Source organism: Serratia sp. CY40230, from assembly GCF_052168835.1.
Classification (GTDB): domain Bacteria; phylum Pseudomonadota; class Gammaproteobacteria; order Enterobacterales; family Enterobacteriaceae; genus Serratia; species Serratia nematodiphila.
Genome location: NZ_JBJNLX010000002.1, coordinates 592,608 through 612,400, shown reverse-complemented (window position 1 = coordinate 612,400; position 19,793 = coordinate 592,608). Strand labels below are relative to the sequence as shown.

The window sequence follows — 19,793 nt, the reverse complement described above, 5'->3', positions numbered from 1 at the left end:
GCGCCTTTTGGCGCTTTTTTCGCCTCTGCAACACCCCAACCTGAATCCCTGCTTTATCGTTTCAACAACACACCGATCATCATCCCGCTTTTCTCTGAACGCCATACGCCCCCCACCAGGACATTATCCGTCGTGATCTGTGTGGTCAATGTCTGTATTTTTAATCTATTAAACACTGAGTGCGTAAATATGAAAATATCAGCGGACTTTTCGCGCGGTTTTAGGTATTTTGTTTAGTATATAAAACGATGGGTGTTGCGGCAGGCGATATTCACGCGGCAGGCGCCCAGCCTAGCATGAGATTGCAGCGATGAGTGAAATGTTTGATGTCAACGCGGCGGTGTATCCCTTCCCGCCGAAACCGGTACCGCTGGACGTAGCGGAAAAAGCCTTTTATCGCGAGAAGATCAAAACCCTGCTCAAGCAGCGCAACGCGGTAATGGTCGCCCATTATTATACCGACCCGGAAATCCAGGCGCTGGCGGAAGAAACCGGCGGCTGCGTGGCGGATTCGCTGGAAATGGCGCGCTTCGGCAGCGCGCATCCGGCTTCCACGCTGTTGGTGGCCGGCGTACGTTTCATGGGGGAAACCGCCAAGATCCTCAGCCCGGAAAAGCAGGTGCTGATGCCGACGCTGTTTGCCGAATGTTCGCTGGATCTGGGCTGCCCGGAAGAGGAATTTCATGCGTTTTGCGACAGTCATCCCGATCGCACCGTGGTGGTCTATGCGAATACCTCGGCGGCGGTCAAAGCGCGCGCTGACTGGGTGGTGACCTCCAGCATCGCCGTCGAACTGATCGAGCATCTGGATAGCCTGGGCGAGAAAATTATCTGGGCGCCGGATCGTCATCTCGGCAGCTACGTGCAGAAGCAGACCGGCGCCGACGTGCTGTGCTGGCAAGGTGCCTGCATTGTCCATGACGAGTTTAAGACCCAGGCGCTGCGGCGCATGAAGGCGCTCTATCCGCAGGCGGCCATCCTGGTGCATCCCGAATCACCTCAGGCGGTGGTCGAGCTGGCGGATGCGGTGGGATCGACCAGCCAACTGATTCAGGCGGCGAAAACATTGCCGCATCAACAGCTGATTGTCGCCACCGATCGCGGTATCTTTTACAAGATGCAGCAGGCTTGTCCGGACAAGGAACTGTTCGAGGCGCCGACCGCCGGAGAAGGCGCGACCTGCCGCAGCTGCGCGCATTGCCCGTGGATGGCGATGAATGGCCTGAAGGCGATTGCCGAAGGGCTGGAGCAGGGGGGCGCGCAGCATGAGATCCACGTGGACGCCGCGCTGCGTGAAAAGGCGCTGGTGCCGCTGAACCGCATGCTTGATTTCGCCGCTCAGCTTAAGATGCAGGTTAAAGGCAACGCTTAACCGTTTAAAAGGATGACCTCATGAGCTTCTTCAGTACCAGCAATATTCTGGTGCATATTCCGCTTGGCGCGGGCGGTTACGATCTGTCGTGGATCGAAGCCATCGGCACACTGTTCGGGTTGCTGTGCATCTGGTACGCCAGCAAGGAAAAAATCATCAACTACCTGTTCGGTTTGATCAACGTCACGCTGTTCGCGGTGATTTTCTTCCAGATCCAGCTGTACGCCAGCCTGCTGCTGCAGCTGTTTTTCTTCGGCGCCAACATTTACGGTTGGTATGCCTGGAGCCGCCAAACCCAGGATAATCAGGCCGAGCTGCAGATCCGCTGGCTGCCGCTGCCGAAAGCGCTGGCCTGGGCGGCGGTGTGCGTCATCGGCATTGGCCTGATGACCTTTAACATCGACCGCGTGTTCGCCTGGCTGACGCAGATTGCGGTGGCGGTGATGCAAGGGCTGGGGCTGAACGTACAGATGCCGACGCTGCAGCCGGACGCCTTCCCGTTCTGGGATTCGGCGATGATGGTGCTCTCCATCGTGGCGATGATCCTGATGACGCGCAAGTACGTGGAAAACTGGCTGCTGTGGGTGGTGATCGATGTCATCAGCGTGGCGATCTTCGCTTACCAGGGCGTGTATGCGATGGCGCTGGAGTACGTCATTCTGACGCTGATCGCGCTGAACGGCTCCTGGCTGTGGATCAAGAGCGCCGGGCGCAACCATTCCAATCCGTTATCTTCCGCTCCGTAATAACAGCAGAGGGCGCCGTGATGGCGCCCTCTTGGCTTAGTGGCGATGCCCCAGGTGCGAATGCGCTTCGGCATGTGAGTGTTCACTCGGCTCCGGCGCCCGGTTGATGCCGCAGTCCGGCGTCTCGCAGTGCCGGTACTCCATCTGAATAGTCACGTGTCCGATCTTGTAGTGTTCCAACAGATAAGCCTGGATGCGTTGCAACAGCCCATCGTGGTCATGCGGCGGGATCACCTGCGCATGCAGCGTCATCAGCTTCTGTTCGCCGATCTGCCAGACGTGTACGTGGTGGATATTGCGCACTTCCGGGATGTTCAGGCACAGGTCTTTTTGCAGCTTGGCGATGTCGACCTCCTGCGGCGTGCCTTCCAGCAGCTCGTGGAAGCTCTCCTTCAGCAGCCGCCAGGCGCTGCGCAGCACCAGACAGGAGACCAGCACCGACAGGATCGGGTCAATCGGCGTCCAGCCGGTGGCGAGAATAACGATGGCGGCGACGATGGCCCCCACCGAGCCGAGCAGGTCGCCCAGCACATGCAGCGCGGCCGCCCTCACGTTGATATTTTTCTCTTCGTTGCCGCGATGCAGCAGCCAGAAGGCGAACAGGTTCGCCAGCAGCCCCGCTATGGCGATGATCAGCATCGGAGTGCCCATCACCGGCTGGGGTTCGAAGAAACGCCGTATCGCCTCCCACAGGATGAATACCACGATCACCAGTAGCGCCGCGGCGTTGAGGAAGGCCGCCAGGGTGGTTAGGCGCAGATAGCCAAAGGTGTGGCGCGCGTTGGGCTTGCGCTGGGAAAAGTGCACCGCCATCAGCGCCACCAGCAGCGCGGCGGCATCGGTCAGCATGTGCCCCGCGTCGGCCAACAGCGCCAGCGAGCCGGACAACAGGCCGCCGACCACCTCGGCCACCATAAAGACGGCGGTGACTAAAAAAGCGGTCAGTAGGCGTTTACTATTACTGTCTTTCGGCAGGTGTACGTGTGGAGTGTCCGACATTATTCATCCTTATGCATAGCGAAAGTGGGGGCGGCGGCGAGCAGAGCGTCCAGCTCCGGTTCTATCTGCGCCACTAACGCCTTTAATTTAGTATAAGCGGCGGCGGCAAGCTCGCCCCGACGTGCGGTTTCCACCAGTTGCTGGCACAGCTGCGCGGCTTCCGGCAGCTGCAGCATCAGCAGGCTGCCCTTGATGCGGTGCGCCGCCTGTTCCAGGCGTGGCCAGTCGCTCGCGGCGACGGCATCCGCGAGCCGCTGCCGGTCTTGCCGCAGCGTGTCGCTGAGCGTCTGCGCCAGCCGCTGCATCATGGCGCGATCGCCGCCCGCCATTTCGGCCAGCGTTTGCCGCAGGTCAGTAAGGACTAACTTTTCTTCCTGAACCTGCGGTTGCTGAGCCAATACCTGGCCGATCGCCGCCAGTGAAATTGGCTTGGTCAGGAAGTGGTCGATCGCCACCAGCCCTGGCGGGATGCGGGTAAACTCCTGCACGTCTGCCGAGCAGAGCACGATGCCGCAAGGCGGGCGCCGTAGCCGCTGTTCGTCGCGGCGGATCAGCCTGGCCAGCGTCAGGCCGTCCGGGCGTGGCATGTTATAGTCGATAAACAGCAGATCGAAAGGCTGCCGGCGCTGAGCTTTCAGCAGCGCATAGCCTTGTTCAAAGCGGGCCGGCTGCAGCCCGAAGTGGCGCAGCTGGCGTTCCAGCAACAACAAATTGGTGGGATGGTCGTCGATCAGCGCGGTACGCAAGGCGGGAGACGGCAGAGCAAAGGTGTGCTCCTCCTGGGCGCCAGCCGTCGCGGCGCCGCTCAGCTCGACCGGTATCGCGACCTCGACGCGGGTGCCGACGCCCGGCTGCGAGTGCAACTCGATGCGGCCGCCCATCTGTTCGACGATTTCTTTGCAGATCGACAGGCCCAAACCGGTACCTTGCACCGAGATGCGTTGCGCGCCGCGCGCGCGGTAAAACGGTTGAAACAGCTTGCCTACCTCATCGGCGGCGATGCCGCAGCCGCTGTCGTTCACCGTTAACTGCAACTCTCCCCGTCGTTCATCCTGTGCGCGCCAGCCGACGTCGACCTGAATGGCGCCGCGCGGCGTGAACTTTATCGCGTTGTTTATCAGGTTGTTAGCCACCTGAAGTAAACGCTCACCATCAATAATCACCGCCTCCGGCAGCGCCGGATCCGCCACCACGCTCAAGGTCAACGGCCGTTCGCCGATAAGCGGCCGGTAAAGGGCGTCGATGCGCGCGACCCAGGGGCGCAGCGCCACCGGTTTTGGCGCCAACGTCAACGACCCGGTTTCCAGCCGCGCGTGATCCTGCAGGTCGTTGAGCAGGTTGAGCAGCGATGAGGCCGAACTGTAAATCACCGGCAGGCCTTCCGGCGCAGGTTGGCGTTTGAGCTCCAGTTCCAGCAGGCCGAGGATGGCGTGCATCGGCGTGCGCAGTTCATGGCTGACGGTGGCGAGGAATTTGCTCTTCATGCGATTTTCCGCTTCGGCGCGGCGGCGCGCCTGCTCGAGCTCTTCGCGTTCGCGTTTTTCACGGCGTTGCAGCATGAAACGGCGCAGCGTCAGCGCCAGCAGCAGCACGGTGGCGGCGGCCAACAGCGCCAGCAGCCAGGTGGTCTGCGGCGGCATGCGGTTGTCGTTCACCGCGTCGATCAGGTTGCTGCGGTCGACGATCCACTCGTCGCGCAGCGATTGCAGGGTATCCGCCGGGATCTGCATCAGGTTCTTATCGAGGATCGCCAGCAGCAGCGGTTGATCGCGGCGCACGCCGAAGGCCACCGGATAGGGGATGTTGTTGGCGGCGAAGGCCAGCTTGATGGCGCCGGAATAGCGCGACAGCGCCAAAAAGTTGGCGGAGATGACGTTATCCACCAGCGCATCCAGCTGGCCGTTGGCCAGCGCGTCGTACATCGACTTGCTGTCGGCGAAGCTGACGGTCTGTTCCTGCTCCGGCACCAGCCCCTGAGCCAAATCGCCCTGCAGTACGCCGATGCGCTTGCCGGCCAGATCGCCCCAGGTCGAGACGCCGTTGGCATACTGGCCGACGTAAACGCCCCACAGCGAACGGTGGATCGGCATGCTGGCGCCGTAGCGCGCCTTGACGCCGCGCGCCAGCGGCAGGGCGGCGCGGAAGCTGGCCTGGCCGGACTGCACCAGCTGATCGGCCTGCTCGGCGTTGCGCGCCCACAGCGGCGCGAAACGCAGCCCGGTGTTTTGCGCGATGATGTTGAGAATATCGATGGCGTAGCCGCGCGGCTGGCCGTCGGAACCGCGGTAGGCGAACGGGAAGTTGTTCTCGATGGCGGCGTAGTAAACCACGCGGTGGCTCGCTACCCAATTCTTCTCCATCGTCGTCAGATCGGCATTGCCGGTATCGAGGTAGCTCGGGATCTTTTTGCTCCAGCGGCTCTGCAGGGCATTCATCAGTTCCATCGGCGCGTCGGCGATGGCGGTGTTCAGCGTGTCTATCAGCCGCGGATCGGCGGCGGCGAACACGAAGGAGAGGTTGCCCAGGTTCTCGTTGCTTTCAATCTGATAGAGCTGGCCAAGCTGCAGCTGGTCGATGATAAAGCTGGCGCTGGCCTCGTCGGCGATAAAGTAGTCGCTGCTGCCGTTCAGCAACGAATAGACCGCCTGCAGGTTGTTGTCGTAGCGCTGGATCTGCGACGCCACCGCCTGCAGGGCGCCGCCGGACTGCATGTCGGTCAGCGCGCCGATCGCGACGCGGGCGTTGGCGGAATTGAGCATCACCGGCCGATCGTTGCTGCGATCGCGCAATACGCGCAGGTTGCTGACGTAGTAAGGCTGGGAGATCTCCAGCCCGTGCAGCGCTTCGCTCTGCGGGATGCCGTACAGCAGATCGACCTTGCCGTCGTGCAGCGCCTGTTCCAGCTGGGTCAGGTCGGCGAAGCCGTAAATGGCGAAGCGGATGCCGGTCACCTGCTGAATATAGCCGAGGTAGTCGGCGTTCAGCCCATACAGATCGTCATCCACAATGATGTTGTACGGGCTGGTGTTCTCACTGATGATGCCGACGCGCAGCGTGCGGTCGCGCCAGGGATTTTTCTCGCCGACGATCAGCATATTCTCGGGGGTATTCAGGTTGCTGACCAGCTGATAGCGCACCGGCTCCCCCGCCTGCGCCAGGCCGCACCACAGGATCAGCAGCAGCAGGGCGCGGCGCATCATGGCGCCAGCTCTTTAAACACCGCCACCAGCTCCAGCAGGTTGCCGGCGCCGGTTTTGCGCTGGATGTTTTTTTTGTGCGTGCTGACGGTCTTGTTGCTGATGTGCAGCCGGTCGGCGATCTGCAGGTTGGACAGCCCCTGGCTCAGCAAGCCCAGCACCTCGAGCTCCTTGGGCGTGAGCAGCCCGCCGTCCGCCGTCGGCGCTTCTTCGGCCAGCGCGGCGGCGGGGAAACTGGTTTCACCGTCCAGCACCTGCTCGATCGCCTGCACCAACTCCGCCAGCGAGCTGCCTTTATTGACGAAACCGTCGGCGCCGGCGGCATGCGCCATGCGCGCATAGACATCGGCCTCTTGCGCGGTATAGATCAGGATCTTTTGTTGCGGGTAGTGGCGGCGGATTTTTTTCAACAGCTGCAGCCCGTCGACCTGCGGCAGGCCGATATCCAGGATCACCAGGCTGAAAGCGGTCTCGGCCAGCAGAGCCAGCGCCTGGACGTCACCCTGCGCCGCCTGCAGACGGTAGGGGCGGGATGATTTCATTAGCGCCGCTTCCAGTGCGACATGAACCACCGGGTGGTCATCAACTAATAACAGAGAAGGCATGTTCAACTCGGGTCGCTTTATATTCCGATCGCTAGCATAGCGAAAAAGGAGGCTCTGTGCTCCCCTGATGAAACAGCACAATCTGCTGTTAATTTGGCGGTTCCAGCGGAGGGGGGCAAAGGTGATTTACAGCGCCATTCCCACAGGCTAGATTGTTGGGATCTACACCGTTACGCACTGCGAAATACCCCTCGATACCGAATGGAAAAGCTATGAATTACCAAAACGACGATTTACGCATTAATGATATTAAGGAACTCCTGCCGCCGGTGGCTCTGCTGGAGAAATTCCCGGCCACTGAACGCGCGGCAAAGACGGTGTCCCAGGCCCGCAGCGCAATTCACAATATCCTCCGCGGCAGCGACGATCGCCTGCTGGTGGTGATTGGCCCTTGCTCCATCCACGATACCCAAGCCGCCAAAGAGTACGCGGGGCGCCTGCTGGCGCTGCGTGAAGAACTGAGCGGCGAGCTGGAAGTGGTGATGCGCGTATACTTCGAAAAACCGCGCACCACCGTGGGCTGGAAAGGCCTGATCAACGATCCGCAGATGGACAACAGCTTCAACATCAACGACGGCCTGCGCCTGGCGCGCAAGCTGCTGGTGGAGATCAACGACAGCGGCCTGCCGGCCGCCGGCGAATTCCTCGACATGATCACGCCGCAGTACCTGGCGGATCTGATGAGCTGGGGCGCCATCGGCGCGCGCACCACGGAATCGCAGGTGCACCGCGAGCTGGCCTCCGGCCTCTCGTGCCCGGTCGGTTTCAAGAACGGTACCGACGGCACCATCAAGGTGGCGATCGACGCCATCAACGCCGCCGGCGCGCCGCACTGCTTCCTGTCGGTGACCAAGTGGGGCCACTCGGCGATCGTTAATACCAGCGGCAACGGCGACTGCCACATTATCCTGCGCGGCGGCAAAGAGCCGAACTACAGCGCGGCGCACGTGAAGGACGTCAAAGCCGGCCTGAGCAAAGCCGGGCTGCCGGCGCAGGTGATGATCGACTTCAGCCACGCCAACAGCAGCAAACAGTTCAAAAAGCAGCTGGACGTGAGTGCGGACGTGTGCGGGCAGATCAGCGGCGGTGAAAAAGCGATCATCGGCGTGATGATCGAAAGCCACCTGGTGGAAGGCAACCAGAACCTCGAAAGCGGCGAACCGCTGGTTTACGGCAAGAGCGTGACCGACGGCTGCATCGGCTGGCAGGACACTGAAACCGTGCTGCGCGATCTGGCGGCGGCGGTAAAAGCGCGCCGCGGATAACCGCAAACAATGAAAAGGGCCCGATAGCGGGCCCTTGTTTTATCTTTGCCATTGCACTTCTCTATATTCCACGACTTTAAGGCTTACAGTTAATGGGCCAATTAAGTCATTAAGCGACCCCCTTCGCATTATTCCTATTTAAGAAAAGAATAATTGTCACTGCTCGCGGCATTGTGCTTATATAAGACGCTTTTTTTATTCCATAAACCCCGCAGGCCTAATAAGTGGGGAGTGGTATGACCTTATTCCTTTCAGGATGAAAGAATTATGACAGACAATACCTCGCAGCCGCTGGGGCTGCACCGGATTAAATTCCATGGGAAAGGTGGTGAGTACTTCGCAATTTGGTTAGTCAATGCATTATTGACCGCCCTGACCCTGGGCATCTATTCCGCCTGGGCGACGGTGCGCCGTCGCCGCTATTTTTACGGCAACACGGAATTGGACGGCGATCGTTTCGACTACCATGCACAACCGCTGCAAATTCTGAAAGGGCGGCTGTTGGTGATCGGCGGCATCATCGTGTTTTATATCTTGTTGGCGATAACGCCACTGTTGGGGCTGCTGGCTTTGCTGGTGTTGCTTGCCCTGCTGCCGTGGATCGTTATCCGCAGCTGGCGCTACAATGCGATTATGTCGAGCTATCGCGGCGTGCGTTTTAATTATGTCTGCCGCACCGGGCGCGCCTATTGGGCTTTACTGTTCTGCCCGTTATTGCTGATTATCGGGCTGTATGTCGGTCTGATCATCTTGCTCGGCATTGGCAGCGGTCTTGGCAGCATCAACGCCATCGCTTTTATGCTGGTGCTGACGCTGATTTTGGCCGTGCCGGCATTTGCGGCGGTAAATGGTATTATTAGCGCACTGCAGCATGATTTGTACGTTAATAACCTGTTCTTCGGGCGCACTCCGTTTATTGCCGAACTGAAGAAATCGGCCTTTATCAAATTTGCCTTGATCGGCCTGCTCATATTCCTGCCATTCATGTTGGTCGCGTTGGTGTGCATCGGTTCGTTCTTCTTTACTCTCTATCAGATGGTGTTGATGGGGATGTTAACCAACGAAGCCATTGATGTGCTGGTGCTGGACAATATCAGCAGCCTTCTGCTGATGATGGTGGTGCTGTTGATCGGCGCGCTGGTGGCCAGCAGCTACCAGGTCGTTGCCCAGCGCAATTATCTGTTTAACCAGGCAAGGCTGAACGGCGACATCAAGCTGCATTCCTCAATGAAAACGCTGCCATACATGGGATTGTTGATCACCAATACCCTGATTACCCTGTTCTCGCTCGGTTTGGCGGCGCCGGTGGCGGAAGTGCGTCATGCCCGTTATCTGGCGGCCTGCACGGCGGTTGAAGGCGATTTGGCGCTGCTGGACATTACGGCGCATCAGGAAAGCGCCAACAGCGCGGTGGCCGAAGAAGCGCTGCAGGCGCTGGATTTGGGCGGCAACTTCTGAGGCGCCGATGATCCTTGAAGGCGCTTATCAGTTGCCGGGACGGGCCGCACGTGAGGCGGCTCGTCTGCTGGTGAACGAAAGCGGCGAAGGCGTGACGTTGCAGCGGCAGGATGAACAGCGTTACATCCCGCTGACGGACATCACCGTTTCTGCCGCGCTGGGTAATATTCCGCTGACGCTCACTTTCAAGGGCGGCGGGCGCTTTGTGCCTGACGACGACGCGGCCTTTCGCCGCTGGTTCTATCAGCGCCGTTCGCCAGGGTGGGTGCATCGCCTGGAACGCCATAAACGCGGCGTCGCCCTGGCGCTGCTGATGACGCTGCTGGCGGTAGTGGCTTACGTTTACGTGGTGCTGCCGTGGGCGAGCAGCGAGATCGCCATGCGCATCCCCACCTCGGTGGAACAGACGCTGGGCAAACATACGCAGACGTTTTTGGACCAGAGCGGCTTCGCGCCCTCTGCACTGCCGGCCGAGCGGCAACGGGCGTTGCAGCAGCTATTCCGGCAGGTGATGCCGGCCGAGATGCGCCAGGAGCGCACGCCGCTCTCGCTGAAGCTGATGGCGGCGCCCGGTGCGCCGAACGCCTTTATGTTGCCCGATGGCACGCTGGTGCTCAGCGATAGCCTGGTCACCTTGTCAAAAAACGACGATGGCCTGGCGGCGGTGATGCTGCATGAGATGGGGCATCACGCTCATCGTCACCCGATGCGCATGTTGGTGCGTTCGTCACTGGTGGCGTTGACGCTGATGTGGATGACGGGTGACGTCAGCGGCATCGGCGACACGCTGCTGCAGTCTGCGTCCTTCGTGAATGAGATGCAGTTTTCTCGCGGGATGGAGCGTGAGGCGGATGCGTTTGCGATAGCGGAAATGCAGCGCCAGGGGCGTTCGCTGGCGGAAATGGCGGCGATCTACCGCGCGTTGGCGCAGGCGCCTGAACGAGAAAAGACCGATGACTGGGCGCTGCCTGCCTGGCTCAGCACCCATCCGGCGATGCAGGAACGGCTGGATGCGGTGAATGAGGCGATGGCGCAGCAGCAATAAAAAAGCCCCCGGTGAAAACCGGGGGCTTTTTCGTGAACGGGCGAAATTACTTCGCTTTACCCTGGTTCGCTACGGCCGCTGCTTTTGCTGCGATCTCGTCGGCGTTACCCAGGTAGTAACGTTTGGTTGGCTTGAAGTTCTCGTCGAACTCATACACCAACGGCACGCCGGTTGGGATGTTCAGCTCGAGGATTTCATCTTCGCTCAGGTTATCCAGGTATTTCACCAGCGCGCGCAGCGAGTTGCCGTGCGCCGCAACGATCACGCGCTCGCCGCTCTTGATGCGTGGCAGGATCTCTTCGTCCCAGTAAGGGATAACGCGATCGATGGTCAGCGCCAGGCTTTCGGTCAGCGGCAGCTCTTGCTCGGTCAGCGAAGCGTAGCGCGGATCGTGGCCAGGGTAACGTTCGTCTTCTTTGGTCAGCTCAGGTGGGGTCACCGCGAAGCCGCGACGCCATTGTTTCACCTGCTCGTCGCCGTATTTTTCTGCGGTTTCCGCTTTGTTCAGACCCTGCAGCGCGCCGTAGTGACGTTCGTTCAGCTTCCAGGATTTTTCGGTTGGCAACCAGGCCTGATCCAGCTCGTCGAGGATGTTCCACAGGGTGTGGATCGCGCGCTTCAGTACGGAGGTGTAAGCGAAGTCGAAAGTGAAACCTTCTTCTTTCAACAGCTTGCCTGCTGCTTTCGCTTCGGTGCGGCCCTTGTCGGACAGATCAACATCATACCAACCGGTGAAGCGGTTTTCTTGGTTCCACTGGCTTTCGCCGTGACGCACCAGAACCAGCTTAGTTACAGCCATAGCTTAACTCCTTAATAATCTGACATTTCAATGATAACGAAAATCATTATATTGCCGCGGGCCGGGGCTCGGCAATCGATAGTGTCTAACCATAGCCAATTTCTTGCCGCAAAGTAAGGGCTGGCGAAAGGAAAAAGCTGAATCGTTCAGGCTGAGGCGGAAGGGGGAGAAACGGCACGTCGGAATCGCTCCGGACGCGCCGTGGCGTGGGGAAAATCAGGCCGATTTTTTCAGGCAGTTGCTCATGAAGGTTTTACGCGCGTCGCCCTTCAGATCCTTGGTCTTGGCGTCGGCATTGCAGCTTTTCATTTTCTGCTGCTGCGGCGTCAGGGTTTTGCCGGACGCAGCGGTGCCTTCGGACTTCAGGCAGGTGCTCATAAAGGTGGAGCGATCGGCGCCTTTCAGCGACTTGCTGGATGCCTGCTGGTTGCAATCGGTCATGCGTTTCTGTTGGGCCGCCTGCGCCGGCGAAGGCGTTTTCGTCGCCGTCGTCGCGTCGGCCGCCATCAGATTGGTGCTCAGCATTAAGCCCGCCAGCAATGGAAGTGCAGTAATCAGACGCATAGGTGTTCCTTCAGCTATTGATTGGCCGCCATCGGCCGAAAATTGTGACGTTGCACAAGGCGTTGTGCTTATCACGGTAGCCTGAGTGTAGTGCGCGCTTTGGAATAAGGGAAGGTGGGCGCCGGTGGGGGGATGGCGCTAAAAGGTAAGCATTTATAACAAATTGCCCCCGGCCGCACGGCGAGGGGCGTAGCGGGTCAGATAGGATAAAACTGATAATGCGTGGCGCTGCGGTAGCGGCTCCCCGGTTGCAGCCAACAGTCCGGCTGCGGCCATTCGGGATGGTGCGGGCTGTCCGGCAAAAACTCGCTCTCCAGCGCCACGCCGGCATGGTTGGCGTAGCTGCCGCCATCGCGCGCCGGCGTGCCGGCCAGATAATTGCCGCTGTAGAGCTGCAGCGCAGGCGCGTCGGTGAACACGCTCATTTGCACTTGCCCGTCGGCGGACCACAAATGCGCCGCCGGGCTCTCCAGCGCCCCGCAGGTACGATGCAGCAGAAAGGCGTGATCGTAGCCTTTCACCCGCTGCTGGTCGCAATCGCGCAGAAAATCCTGCAGCAGCGTTTTCGGCTGGCGGAAATCCATGCCGCTGCCGTCCACCGGCGTCAGCCCGGCGCAGGGAATGCCCTCGGCGTCGACAGGCAGGTAGCGATCGGCGAACAGCTGCAACCGTTGGGCGCGGGCGTCGGTGCCGGCGCCGTCCAGATTGAAATAGGCATGGTTGGTCAGATTGACCGGGCAGGGGCGATCGACCTGCGCCAGATAGTTGATTTCCAGGCGATTATCCGAGGTCAGGCGGTAACAAACCTGCACGTCGAGATTGCCGGGGAAACCCTGATCGCCCTCCGCCGAATGCAGCGCATAGCAGACCTGCTGCGCATCATGCTGCACCCGGCGCCAGCGGCGGGCATGAAAACCGTCGGGGCCACCGTGCAACTGATGGGCGCCCTGATTGGCGTCCAGCGCATGGGGTTTCCCGTCGATGGGCAGACTGGCGTTGGCGATGCGGTTGGCGTAACGGCCGACGGTGGCACCCAGATAGGCGCCCTGACGTGGGTAGTCCGCCGGGCTGTGGCAGCCCAGCAACAGCTCGCGCTTTTCACCAGATTTGAGCGGCAAGACGGCGGACAACCAGGTGGCGCCCCAGTCCATCAGCGTCACCGTCATGCCGCCGGCGTTTTGCAGCAGTGTCAGCTGGTAAGGTTGCCCATCGGGCGCCGCAGCCGTGGTTGCCGTCAGCATGTACCGGCCCCCTGCGAAGCCTGGCAGACATAGAAGGTTTCCTGCAATCCGCCGGTTTGCCGCGGATACTCGTGCGCCACGGCGGCACGCACCGTCTCCACGAGATCCTGCGGCATCAGCGCGACGATGCAACCGCCAAAGCCGCCGCCGGTCATGCGCACGCCACCGCGCGGGCCGATCGTCGCTTTGACGATCTCGACCAACCGATCGATCGGCGGCACGGTGATTTCAAAGTCATCGCGCATCGAGGCGTGGGATTCCGCCATCAGTCGCCCCATGCGCTGCAGGTCGCCGGCCGCCAGCGCGTCGGCCGCCGCCAGCGTGCGGGCGTTCTCGCTGATGACGTGCCGCGCGCGTTTGGCCACCAACGGATCCAACTGATGTTGACGCGCTGCAAACTGTTCGGGGCTAACGTCGCGCAGCGCCTTGACGCCGAAGAACCGCGCCGCTTCTTCGCACTGTGTGCGGCGGGTGTTGTACTCGCTGTCCACCAGCCCGCGCTGCACATTGGAGTTGACGATCACCACCGCGACGTTGTCCGGCATCGGCACCGCGCGGGTCTCCAGCGAGCGGCAGTCGATCAGCAGAGCGCTGTCGCGCCGGCCGAGCGCGGAGATCAGCTGGTCCATGATGCCGCAGTTGCAGCCGACGAACTGGTTCTCCGCCTCCTGGCCGTTCAGCGCCAGCGCCACGCCGTCCAACGGCAGCTGATAGAGCGCCTGCAGCGCCTGGCCCACCGCCACTTCCAGCGCGGCGGAGGAGCTGAGTCCCGCCCCTTGCGGTACATTGCCGGCGATCACCAGATCCGCACCGCCGAAGTCGGCGTTGCGACGCTGAAGATGTTTCACCACGCCGCGCACATAGTCGGACCAGCGCTGATCGGGGTGGCTGACGATCGGCTCGTCGAGCGAGAATTGATCCTGCTGATTCTGATAATCGGCGGCCAGCACGCGGATCTGGCGGTCGTCGCGCTTGGCGCAGGCGATGACGGTTTGATAATCGATGGCGCAGGGCAGCACGAAGCCGTCGTTGTAATCGGTATGCTCGCCGATCAGGTTCACCCGCCCCGGCGCCTGGATGGTCAGCGCCGGCGCGTAGCCGAAGTGTTCGGTAAACAGGGAATGGGTTAGCGGTTTCAGGCTCATGCTTGGGCTCCGGCTTCACGGTAATGAATATCGCTGACGGCGCGCAGACGCTCTGCGGCCTGTTCGGCGGTCAGATCGCGCTGGGTTTCCGCCAGCATCTCGTAACCGACCATAAACTTGCGCACGCTGGCTGAACGCAGCAGCGGCGGATAGAAATGGGCGTGCAGCTGCCAGTGCCGGTTGTCGGCACCGTTGAACGGCGCGCCGTGCCATCCCATCGAATAGGGGAAGGAACATTGGAACAGGTTGTCGTAGCGGCTGGTCAGCTTCTTCAGCGCCAGCGCCAGATCGCGGCTTTGCGCCGCACTGAGATCGGTAATGCGCTGCACCGCCGCTTTCGGCAACAGCAGCGTTTCAAACGGCCAGGCGGCCCAGTAGGGCACCACCGCCAGCCAGTGTTCGGTGTTCACCACAATGCGCTCGCCTGCGGCCAGCTCGCGCTGCGCATAATCCAGCAGCAGCGGGGAGGCGTGTTCCCGAAAATAGTCGTGCTGCAGGCGATCTTCGCGTTCGGCCTCGTTCGGCAGAAAGCTGTTGGCCCAGACTTGCCCGTGCGGGTGCGGGTTGGAGCAGCCCATCGCCGCGCCTTTGTTTTCGAACAGCTGTACCCAGGGATAGTGCTTGCCCAGCTCATCGGTTTGCGCCTGCCAGGCGGCGACCACCTGTTCCAGCGCCGGCAGCGCCAGTTCGGGCAGGGTTTTGCTGTGATCGGGAGAGAAGCAGATCACCCGGCTGACGCCGCGCGCGCTCTGGCTGCGCATCAGCGGATCCTGGCTATCGGGCGCCGGTGGCGTATCGCTCATCAGCGCGGCGAAATCGTTGGCGAAAACATAGGTACCGCGATAATCCGGATTGCGATCGCCGGTGACGCGCGCATTGCCCGGGCACAGGAAACAGTCGGGATCGTGCGCCGGCAGCGTTTCCGTTGGGACGGCTTCTTGTTGGCCCTGCCAGGGGCGCTTGGCGCGGTGCGGTGAAACCAGCACCCACTGGCCGCTGAGCGGGTTGTAGCGGCGGTGCGGATGATCGATAGGGTTAAATTCCGTCATACGGTTCCTTTCTTGGCGCCGACGAAAGTGTAATCGCTTCCAATTACCGTCTTGAGACGCCCGTTGCTGAACAGGGAGAGGCTATTGCGCAGAAAGATAGCACGCCCGCGGCGGTAAAAAGGTGATCTAACGCGAAAAATGGAATCGTTTACACTTCATTGAAAAGCGCAGGAAGGGCGAAGAAAAGCGGGCGACAACGTGATTGAGGGCATTGCGGTGAGGTGCCGGTGATAGCGTTTTCACCCGACCAGCCGGCAGAGAGGGGCTCTCTGCCGGCTTCAGCCGTTAAGAATGCTGGTACAGCGGATAGGTGAAGAACAGCAGATGGGTCAGATTAAGCCCGAAATGGAACAGAATCGGCACCCACAGACGGCCGCTCCACATCCACGCCAGGCCGTAGATCACCCCGGCGAGGGTCGCGAAGATCACCATCAGCGTACCGCCCGCCAGATGCGCGGCGCCGAACACCAGGGAGGCGACGATCAGCGCCGGCCAGGCGCCCAGCCACTGGCTGAGACGCTGTTGCAGGTAGCCGCGAAACAGCGCTTCCTCGGCCATGCAGACGAAGAACAGGTTTGCCATCACGAAAGGCAGGATCCAGGCGGGCGCATGCAACTCGATTTTTAAGCCGCCCAGCGCGACGGCCAGCAGCAACAGCGCCGGCACGGCCAGCAGCAGCGCAATCCAGCCCGTTTTGCCGGCGTTGCCGCCGCGTTCGGCGGAAAACAGCGTGGGCAAGCAGGCGAACAGTAGGAAGGGCACCATCGCCTTATCGAAGTTGTAATACATGGTGAACGGTGCGCTGAGCGGGCCGGCTTTTTCGCCGTCGATCATCAGCGGGTTGTGGATGCCCGGCACCAGGTGCAAGAACAGCGCCACGCAGCCGGCGACCACCAGCCCTTCGAGCGCAATCGCCAGATTACGCTGCTCGCGAAAATGGTGGCGCAGCCCCGCCAGTGCCACGATGGCCAACAGGTAACCCAGGCTGAGCGGCGTCAGTACCCCATGATAAAGCCCCATGCCCGCCGAGGCGGCCAGGATCACCCAGGCTATCAGCCGATTGAACGGCAAGAAAAATAACGAAGCAGCCAGTACGCCCCACATAATATGTCCCTTTAAAATATGTACACGGCGCTCAGCGCCTTTGCGGCGTGCGATGATGGCGAAATTGAGCGCTAAAGCGGATAGTAGCACACCCAAATGACGCTAAAGGTCGGGGCAGTGACGGATTTGTGCATAATGCCGGCCCACACGACCGGCGGCGATGAGGGTTAGCCTTTCATCCATGCCTGCGAACGGGTGATTTCGGCCAGGTTTTGCAGGGTATCCAGGCTCTGCTGGTGGATCTCCTGCGTGGGGGCTGCGCACAGATCGTGCAGTACGGTCACCTGAAAGCCGGCGTCGTGCGCCTGCCGCGCGGTGCTCTCGATGGCGAGCGGCGTGCTGACGCCCGCCAGCAGCAGATGGTGGCACCGATGTTGCCGCAGCCAGGCTAACAAATTGTTACCGGAGAAAGCGCTGACTGCCGTTTTTTCAAACTGCAGATCGGTCTCTTCCTGATGCAGTTCGGGCATCCAGCGGCAGCCCGGGCCGTTTAACCGCAGCGCGCCGATCTGCTTGAGATGGTTGAACAGCGGCGAATGGGGCGGAATGTCATGATAATCGTCGGCGAATCCCACCCGCACCCAAATCACCGGGATTTTTCGCACCCGGGCATAGGCCGCGGCGGCATTGACGTTGGCGAGCAGGTGGGTCGCTGCCACCTGTTCGCGGCAGTGGTTGGCGCGCCCTTTGGGCCCGATCAGATCTTCGATCAGGTCGATGATAATCAACGCAGCGGACATGGCGTCTCCAGAAATGGCCTTCTTCCTTTCTATGATAAAAGGCCAAATGTGATGTGCTGCGGTGAAGTGTTGCCGGATATGTTTACGCCGCGTTTCAGGCGGAGGGCGCCTCCAGCCGTTGCTGTTGGTAACCATAGCCGCCTTCGCCGTCGGGCACGAAGCTGAGGCGGTGAGTGATGCACTGCGGCGCATCTTCGGCATGGTGCGAGACGAACAGCAGCTGGGTAGCGCCCTGGCCGATCAGCACGTCGATGAAGCGGCGCACCAGCTGGCGATTGAGCGGATCCAGCCCCTGCAGCGGCTCGTCGAGGATCAGCAGCGCCGGGTGTTTCACCAGCGCGCGGGCGATCAGCGCCAGCCGCTGTTGGCCCCAGGAAAGGCTGTGGAACGGGGCGTCACCGCGCGCGCCGTCGAGCCCGAGCAGCGCCAGCCATTGCTCTGTCAGCTGCCGCTGACGATCCGAAACCGCCTGATAAATGCCGATCGAATCGAAAAACCCTGACATCACCACGTTGCGCACGCTGGTGTTGACGCGATAATCCAGATGCAGGCTGCTGCTGACGTAGCCGATATGGCGTTTGATTTCCCAGATGGTTTCCCCGCTGCCGCGGCGGCGGCCGAATAGCGTCAGATCGTTGCTGTAGCCCTGTGGATGATCGCCGGTGATCAAGCTGAGCAATGTGGATTTGCCGGCGCCGTTCGGGCCGACGATCTGCCAGTGTTCGCCGGGATTTACCTGCCAGTCGAGGTGATTGAGGATCGGCCGATCGTTATAGCTGACCACGCCGTCACGCAGGACGATCAGCGGCCGATCCGCCGGCAGGGCTACTTTTTGCGTCGGATCCTCGGTTTCCGGCAGCGCCAGCCCGCTGAGATTTTCGCTGTGCGCCAGCTGCGCCACCAGCGCGTCCGCCATTACCTGGCTGCGCGGCCCGCGGCTGGTCAGGGTGCAGTCCGCCAGCACGCCCACCCGCCGGACAAAATCCGGGATTTCGTCGAACCGGTTGAGCACCAGCACCAGGGTCTGGCCCTGGGCGGAAAGCTCGCTCAGCAGCGTGGCGAGCTGCGCGCGCGAGTGCACGTCCAGCCCGTCGAAGGGCTCGTCGAGGATCAGCAGGTCAGGCTCGGGCATCAGCGCCCGGCACAGCAGGGTCTTGCGCGTTTCGCCGGTGGAGAGGTATTTGAAGCGGCGCGTCAGCAGGGCGGTGATGCCGAACTGCGCGGCCAGCCGCTCACAGCGCGCGGCGTCTTTCACCTCTTCCTGAATGATTTCCGCCGCGGTGCGGCCGGTGTCGTCCTCGTCCGCGCTGAGCAGATCGGTGTTGTTGCGTTGCCACTCGTCGCTGACCATTTTTTGCAGCTGTTCGAAGGAGATGCGCACCGCGTGCTGAAAGTCGCTGCGGCGCTCGCCGCCGAGCAGAACCAGTTCGTCGGCCAGCGCCCGTGCCAGGGCGGATTTGCCGCTGCCGTTGGCGCCGACGAAGGCCCAGCTGTCGCCGGCCTGGATTTCCAGCGCGTCCAGCGTCAGGGTGCGGGTATCGCTTAAGCGGAATGAACCTTGCGAAATGTGCAACGACGACATCACCTGTTCCTTTTTTTGCAATTATTTGCCTTAGAAATAGGCGCATTGCAGGGGGATGTCAATCAACAAAAATGCAACGTTACGTTGCGCTTAACACAACGTGGCGACAATCACGTGGTCGGCGTTGAACAGGGCGTGTACGGCGGCGCCGACGCTCAGTTGCAGACGCTGCAGCTCCGCCGTCGTCAGCGTGGCGCACAGGGTTTCGCCCCCCGCCAGCGTCACCAGCACCTCGCTGTGTTCGGCGCCTGGCTGAATGCCGGCCACCACGCCCACCAGCGCGTTATCCGCGCCGGCATGTTCCGCCGTCTCGACGCTTAACCGCACCCACGGCGCCTTGATCAGCGCCAGCACCTCTTTGCCCGGCGTCAGCTGCAGCCGGTCGGCGCTTTGCTGGGTAATGGCCGCCGTCAGGCGAGTGCTGCCGTCGTTCAACAAAATCGCCAGGTGCTGCTGCACCTGCTGATGATCGCGTTCGATGACGGTACCGAAGAATTGATTGCGCGCGCTGGTTTGCAGCGAGAAGCGCGAGATGGCCGCCAGCAGGCTGTCGAGCGGCAGATCGTCCTGCTGCAACACGTCGAAGGCCTTTTGCTGCACCTGGCCCAGCAGGTCATACAGTTGGATCAGCCGCTGGCCATAGCGCGTCAGCTGTGCGCCGCCGCCGCCTTTCCCGCCGGTGGCGCGCTCCACCACCGTTTGTTCCGCCAGCTGGTTCATCTCATTGATGGCATCCCAGGCGCTTTTGTAGCTGATGCCCGCCAGTTTGGCGCCCTGGCTGATGGAGCCGGTGTGCTGCACCTGTTTCAGCAGCGCGATGCGGCGCGGATCGGCGAACAGCTTTTGCTGGAGTTTGAGAGTCAGAAGAATTTCGGCCTGCAT

Annotated in this window: 17 protein-coding genes; 5 read left to right on the top strand and 12 right to left on the bottom strand. The window is 61.2% G+C overall.

What is annotated here, in order from left to right; translation table 11 throughout:
- Positions 1-310 precede the first annotated feature (310 nt).
- Together nadA and pnuC are read left to right on the top strand one after the other, a co-directional pair.
- Positions 311-1,372, top strand: coding sequence for a quinolinate synthase NadA (gene nadA, locus ACJ8IJ_RS10095; protein WP_015376982.1), 1,062 nt, complete (start codon positions 311-313; stop codon positions 1,370-1,372).
- A gap of 20 nt (positions 1,373-1,392) precedes the next feature.
- The gene (pnuC, locus tag ACJ8IJ_RS10090; RefSeq protein ID WP_021504601.1) at positions 1,393-2,118 is read left to right on the top strand and encodes a nicotinamide riboside transporter PnuC; all 726 of its coding nucleotides are present in this window, start codon (positions 1,393-1,395) and stop codon (positions 2,116-2,118) included.
- Positions 2,119-2,154: 36 nt separating this feature from the next.
- On the opposite strand, the gene zitB is transcribed toward pnuC, so the two are convergent.
- The 3 genes from zitB to ACJ8IJ_RS10075 are packed head-to-tail and all read right to left on the bottom strand — an operon-like array spanning position 2,155 to position 6,919.
- Entirely contained in the window at positions 2,155-3,117 is a 963-nt protein-coding gene (gene zitB, locus ACJ8IJ_RS10085) for a CDF family zinc transporter ZitB (RefSeq protein ID WP_015376984.1), read from the bottom strand.
- A complete protein-coding gene (locus ACJ8IJ_RS10080; protein WP_442518598.1) occupies positions 3,117-6,317 on the bottom strand; it encodes an ATP-binding protein in 3,201 nt (1,066 codons plus the stop codon). The genes zitB and ACJ8IJ_RS10080 overlap by 1 nt, the downstream gene beginning before the upstream one ends.
- A complete protein-coding gene (locus ACJ8IJ_RS10075) occupies positions 6,314-6,919 on the bottom strand; it encodes a response regulator (RefSeq protein WP_048324882.1) in 606 nt (201 codons plus the stop codon). The genes ACJ8IJ_RS10080 and ACJ8IJ_RS10075 overlap by 4 nt, the downstream gene beginning before the upstream one ends.
- Positions 6,920-7,131: 212 nt before the next feature.
- On the opposite strand from ACJ8IJ_RS10075, the gene aroG reads away from it, so the two are divergent.
- From aroG to ACJ8IJ_RS10060, 3 genes are all read left to right on the top strand, one after another.
- Positions 7,132-8,184 (top strand): 3-deoxy-7-phosphoheptulonate synthase AroG, encoded by a 1,053-nt coding sequence (aroG, locus tag ACJ8IJ_RS10070; protein ID WP_004939837.1) that lies wholly within the window; start codon positions 7,132-7,134, stop codon positions 8,182-8,184.
- A 267-nt stretch (positions 8,185-8,451) separates the two neighbouring features.
- Positions 8,452-9,642: a YjgN family protein gene (locus ACJ8IJ_RS10065; RefSeq protein ID WP_049187118.1), complete on the top strand. Its 1,191-nt coding sequence runs from the start codon at positions 8,452-8,454 to the stop codon at positions 9,640-9,642.
- A 7-nt stretch (positions 9,643-9,649) separates the two neighbouring features.
- Positions 9,650-10,687 (top strand): M48 family metallopeptidase, encoded by a 1,038-nt coding sequence (locus ACJ8IJ_RS10060; RefSeq protein ID WP_004939835.1) that lies wholly within the window; start codon positions 9,650-9,652, stop codon positions 10,685-10,687.
- A 46-nt stretch (positions 10,688-10,733) separates the two neighbouring features.
- Here ACJ8IJ_RS10060 and gpmA read toward each other — a convergent pair whose 3' ends face one another.
- From gpmA to modE, 9 genes are all read right to left on the bottom strand, one after another.
- On the bottom strand, positions 10,734-11,486 hold the full coding sequence (gene gpmA, locus ACJ8IJ_RS10055) for a 2,3-diphosphoglycerate-dependent phosphoglycerate mutase (protein ID WP_004939834.1): 753 nt from the start codon (positions 11,484-11,486) through the stop codon (positions 10,734-10,736).
- A 216-nt stretch (positions 11,487-11,702) separates the two neighbouring features.
- A complete protein-coding gene (locus tag ACJ8IJ_RS10050) occupies positions 11,703-12,050 on the bottom strand; it encodes a PsiF family protein (protein WP_048322413.1) in 348 nt (115 codons plus the stop codon).
- Positions 12,051-12,247: 197 nt separating this feature from the next.
- A complete protein-coding gene (gene galM, locus ACJ8IJ_RS10045) occupies positions 12,248-13,291 on the bottom strand; it encodes a galactose-1-epimerase (RefSeq protein WP_049187121.1) in 1,044 nt (347 codons plus the stop codon).
- Positions 13,285-14,436 carry a galactokinase gene (galK, locus tag ACJ8IJ_RS10040; protein WP_049187123.1) on the bottom strand — a complete coding sequence of 384 codons (1,152 nt, stop codon included), beginning with the start codon at positions 14,434-14,436 and terminating at the stop codon, positions 13,285-13,287. Before galK ends, galM begins: the two co-directional genes overlap by 7 nt.
- Positions 14,433-15,485 carry a galactose-1-phosphate uridylyltransferase gene (gene galT, locus ACJ8IJ_RS10035; RefSeq protein ID WP_049187125.1) on the bottom strand — a complete coding sequence of 351 codons (1,053 nt, stop codon included), beginning with the start codon at positions 15,483-15,485 and terminating at the stop codon, positions 14,433-14,435. The genes galK and galT overlap by 4 nt, the downstream gene beginning before the upstream one ends.
- A gap of 285 nt (positions 15,486-15,770) precedes the next feature.
- Complete coding sequence (locus tag ACJ8IJ_RS10030; protein ID WP_442518597.1) at positions 15,771-16,589, bottom strand: CPBP family intramembrane glutamic endopeptidase; 819 nt, start codon at positions 16,587-16,589, stop codon at positions 15,771-15,773.
- Between the two features lie 167 nt (positions 16,590-16,756).
- Positions 16,757-17,329 (bottom strand): cysteine hydrolase family protein, encoded by a 573-nt coding sequence (locus ACJ8IJ_RS10025; RefSeq protein ID WP_004939825.1) that lies wholly within the window; start codon positions 17,327-17,329, stop codon positions 16,757-16,759.
- A 94-nt stretch (positions 17,330-17,423) separates the two neighbouring features.
- A complete protein-coding gene (gene modF, locus ACJ8IJ_RS10020) occupies positions 17,424-18,911 on the bottom strand; it encodes a molybdate ABC transporter ATP-binding protein ModF (RefSeq protein ID WP_131164568.1) in 1,488 nt (495 codons plus the stop codon).
- Positions 18,912-19,001: 90 nt separating this feature from the next.
- On the bottom strand, positions 19,002-19,793 hold the full coding sequence (modE, locus tag ACJ8IJ_RS10015; RefSeq protein WP_442518596.1) for a molybdenum-dependent transcriptional regulator: 792 nt from the start codon (positions 19,791-19,793) through the stop codon (positions 19,002-19,004).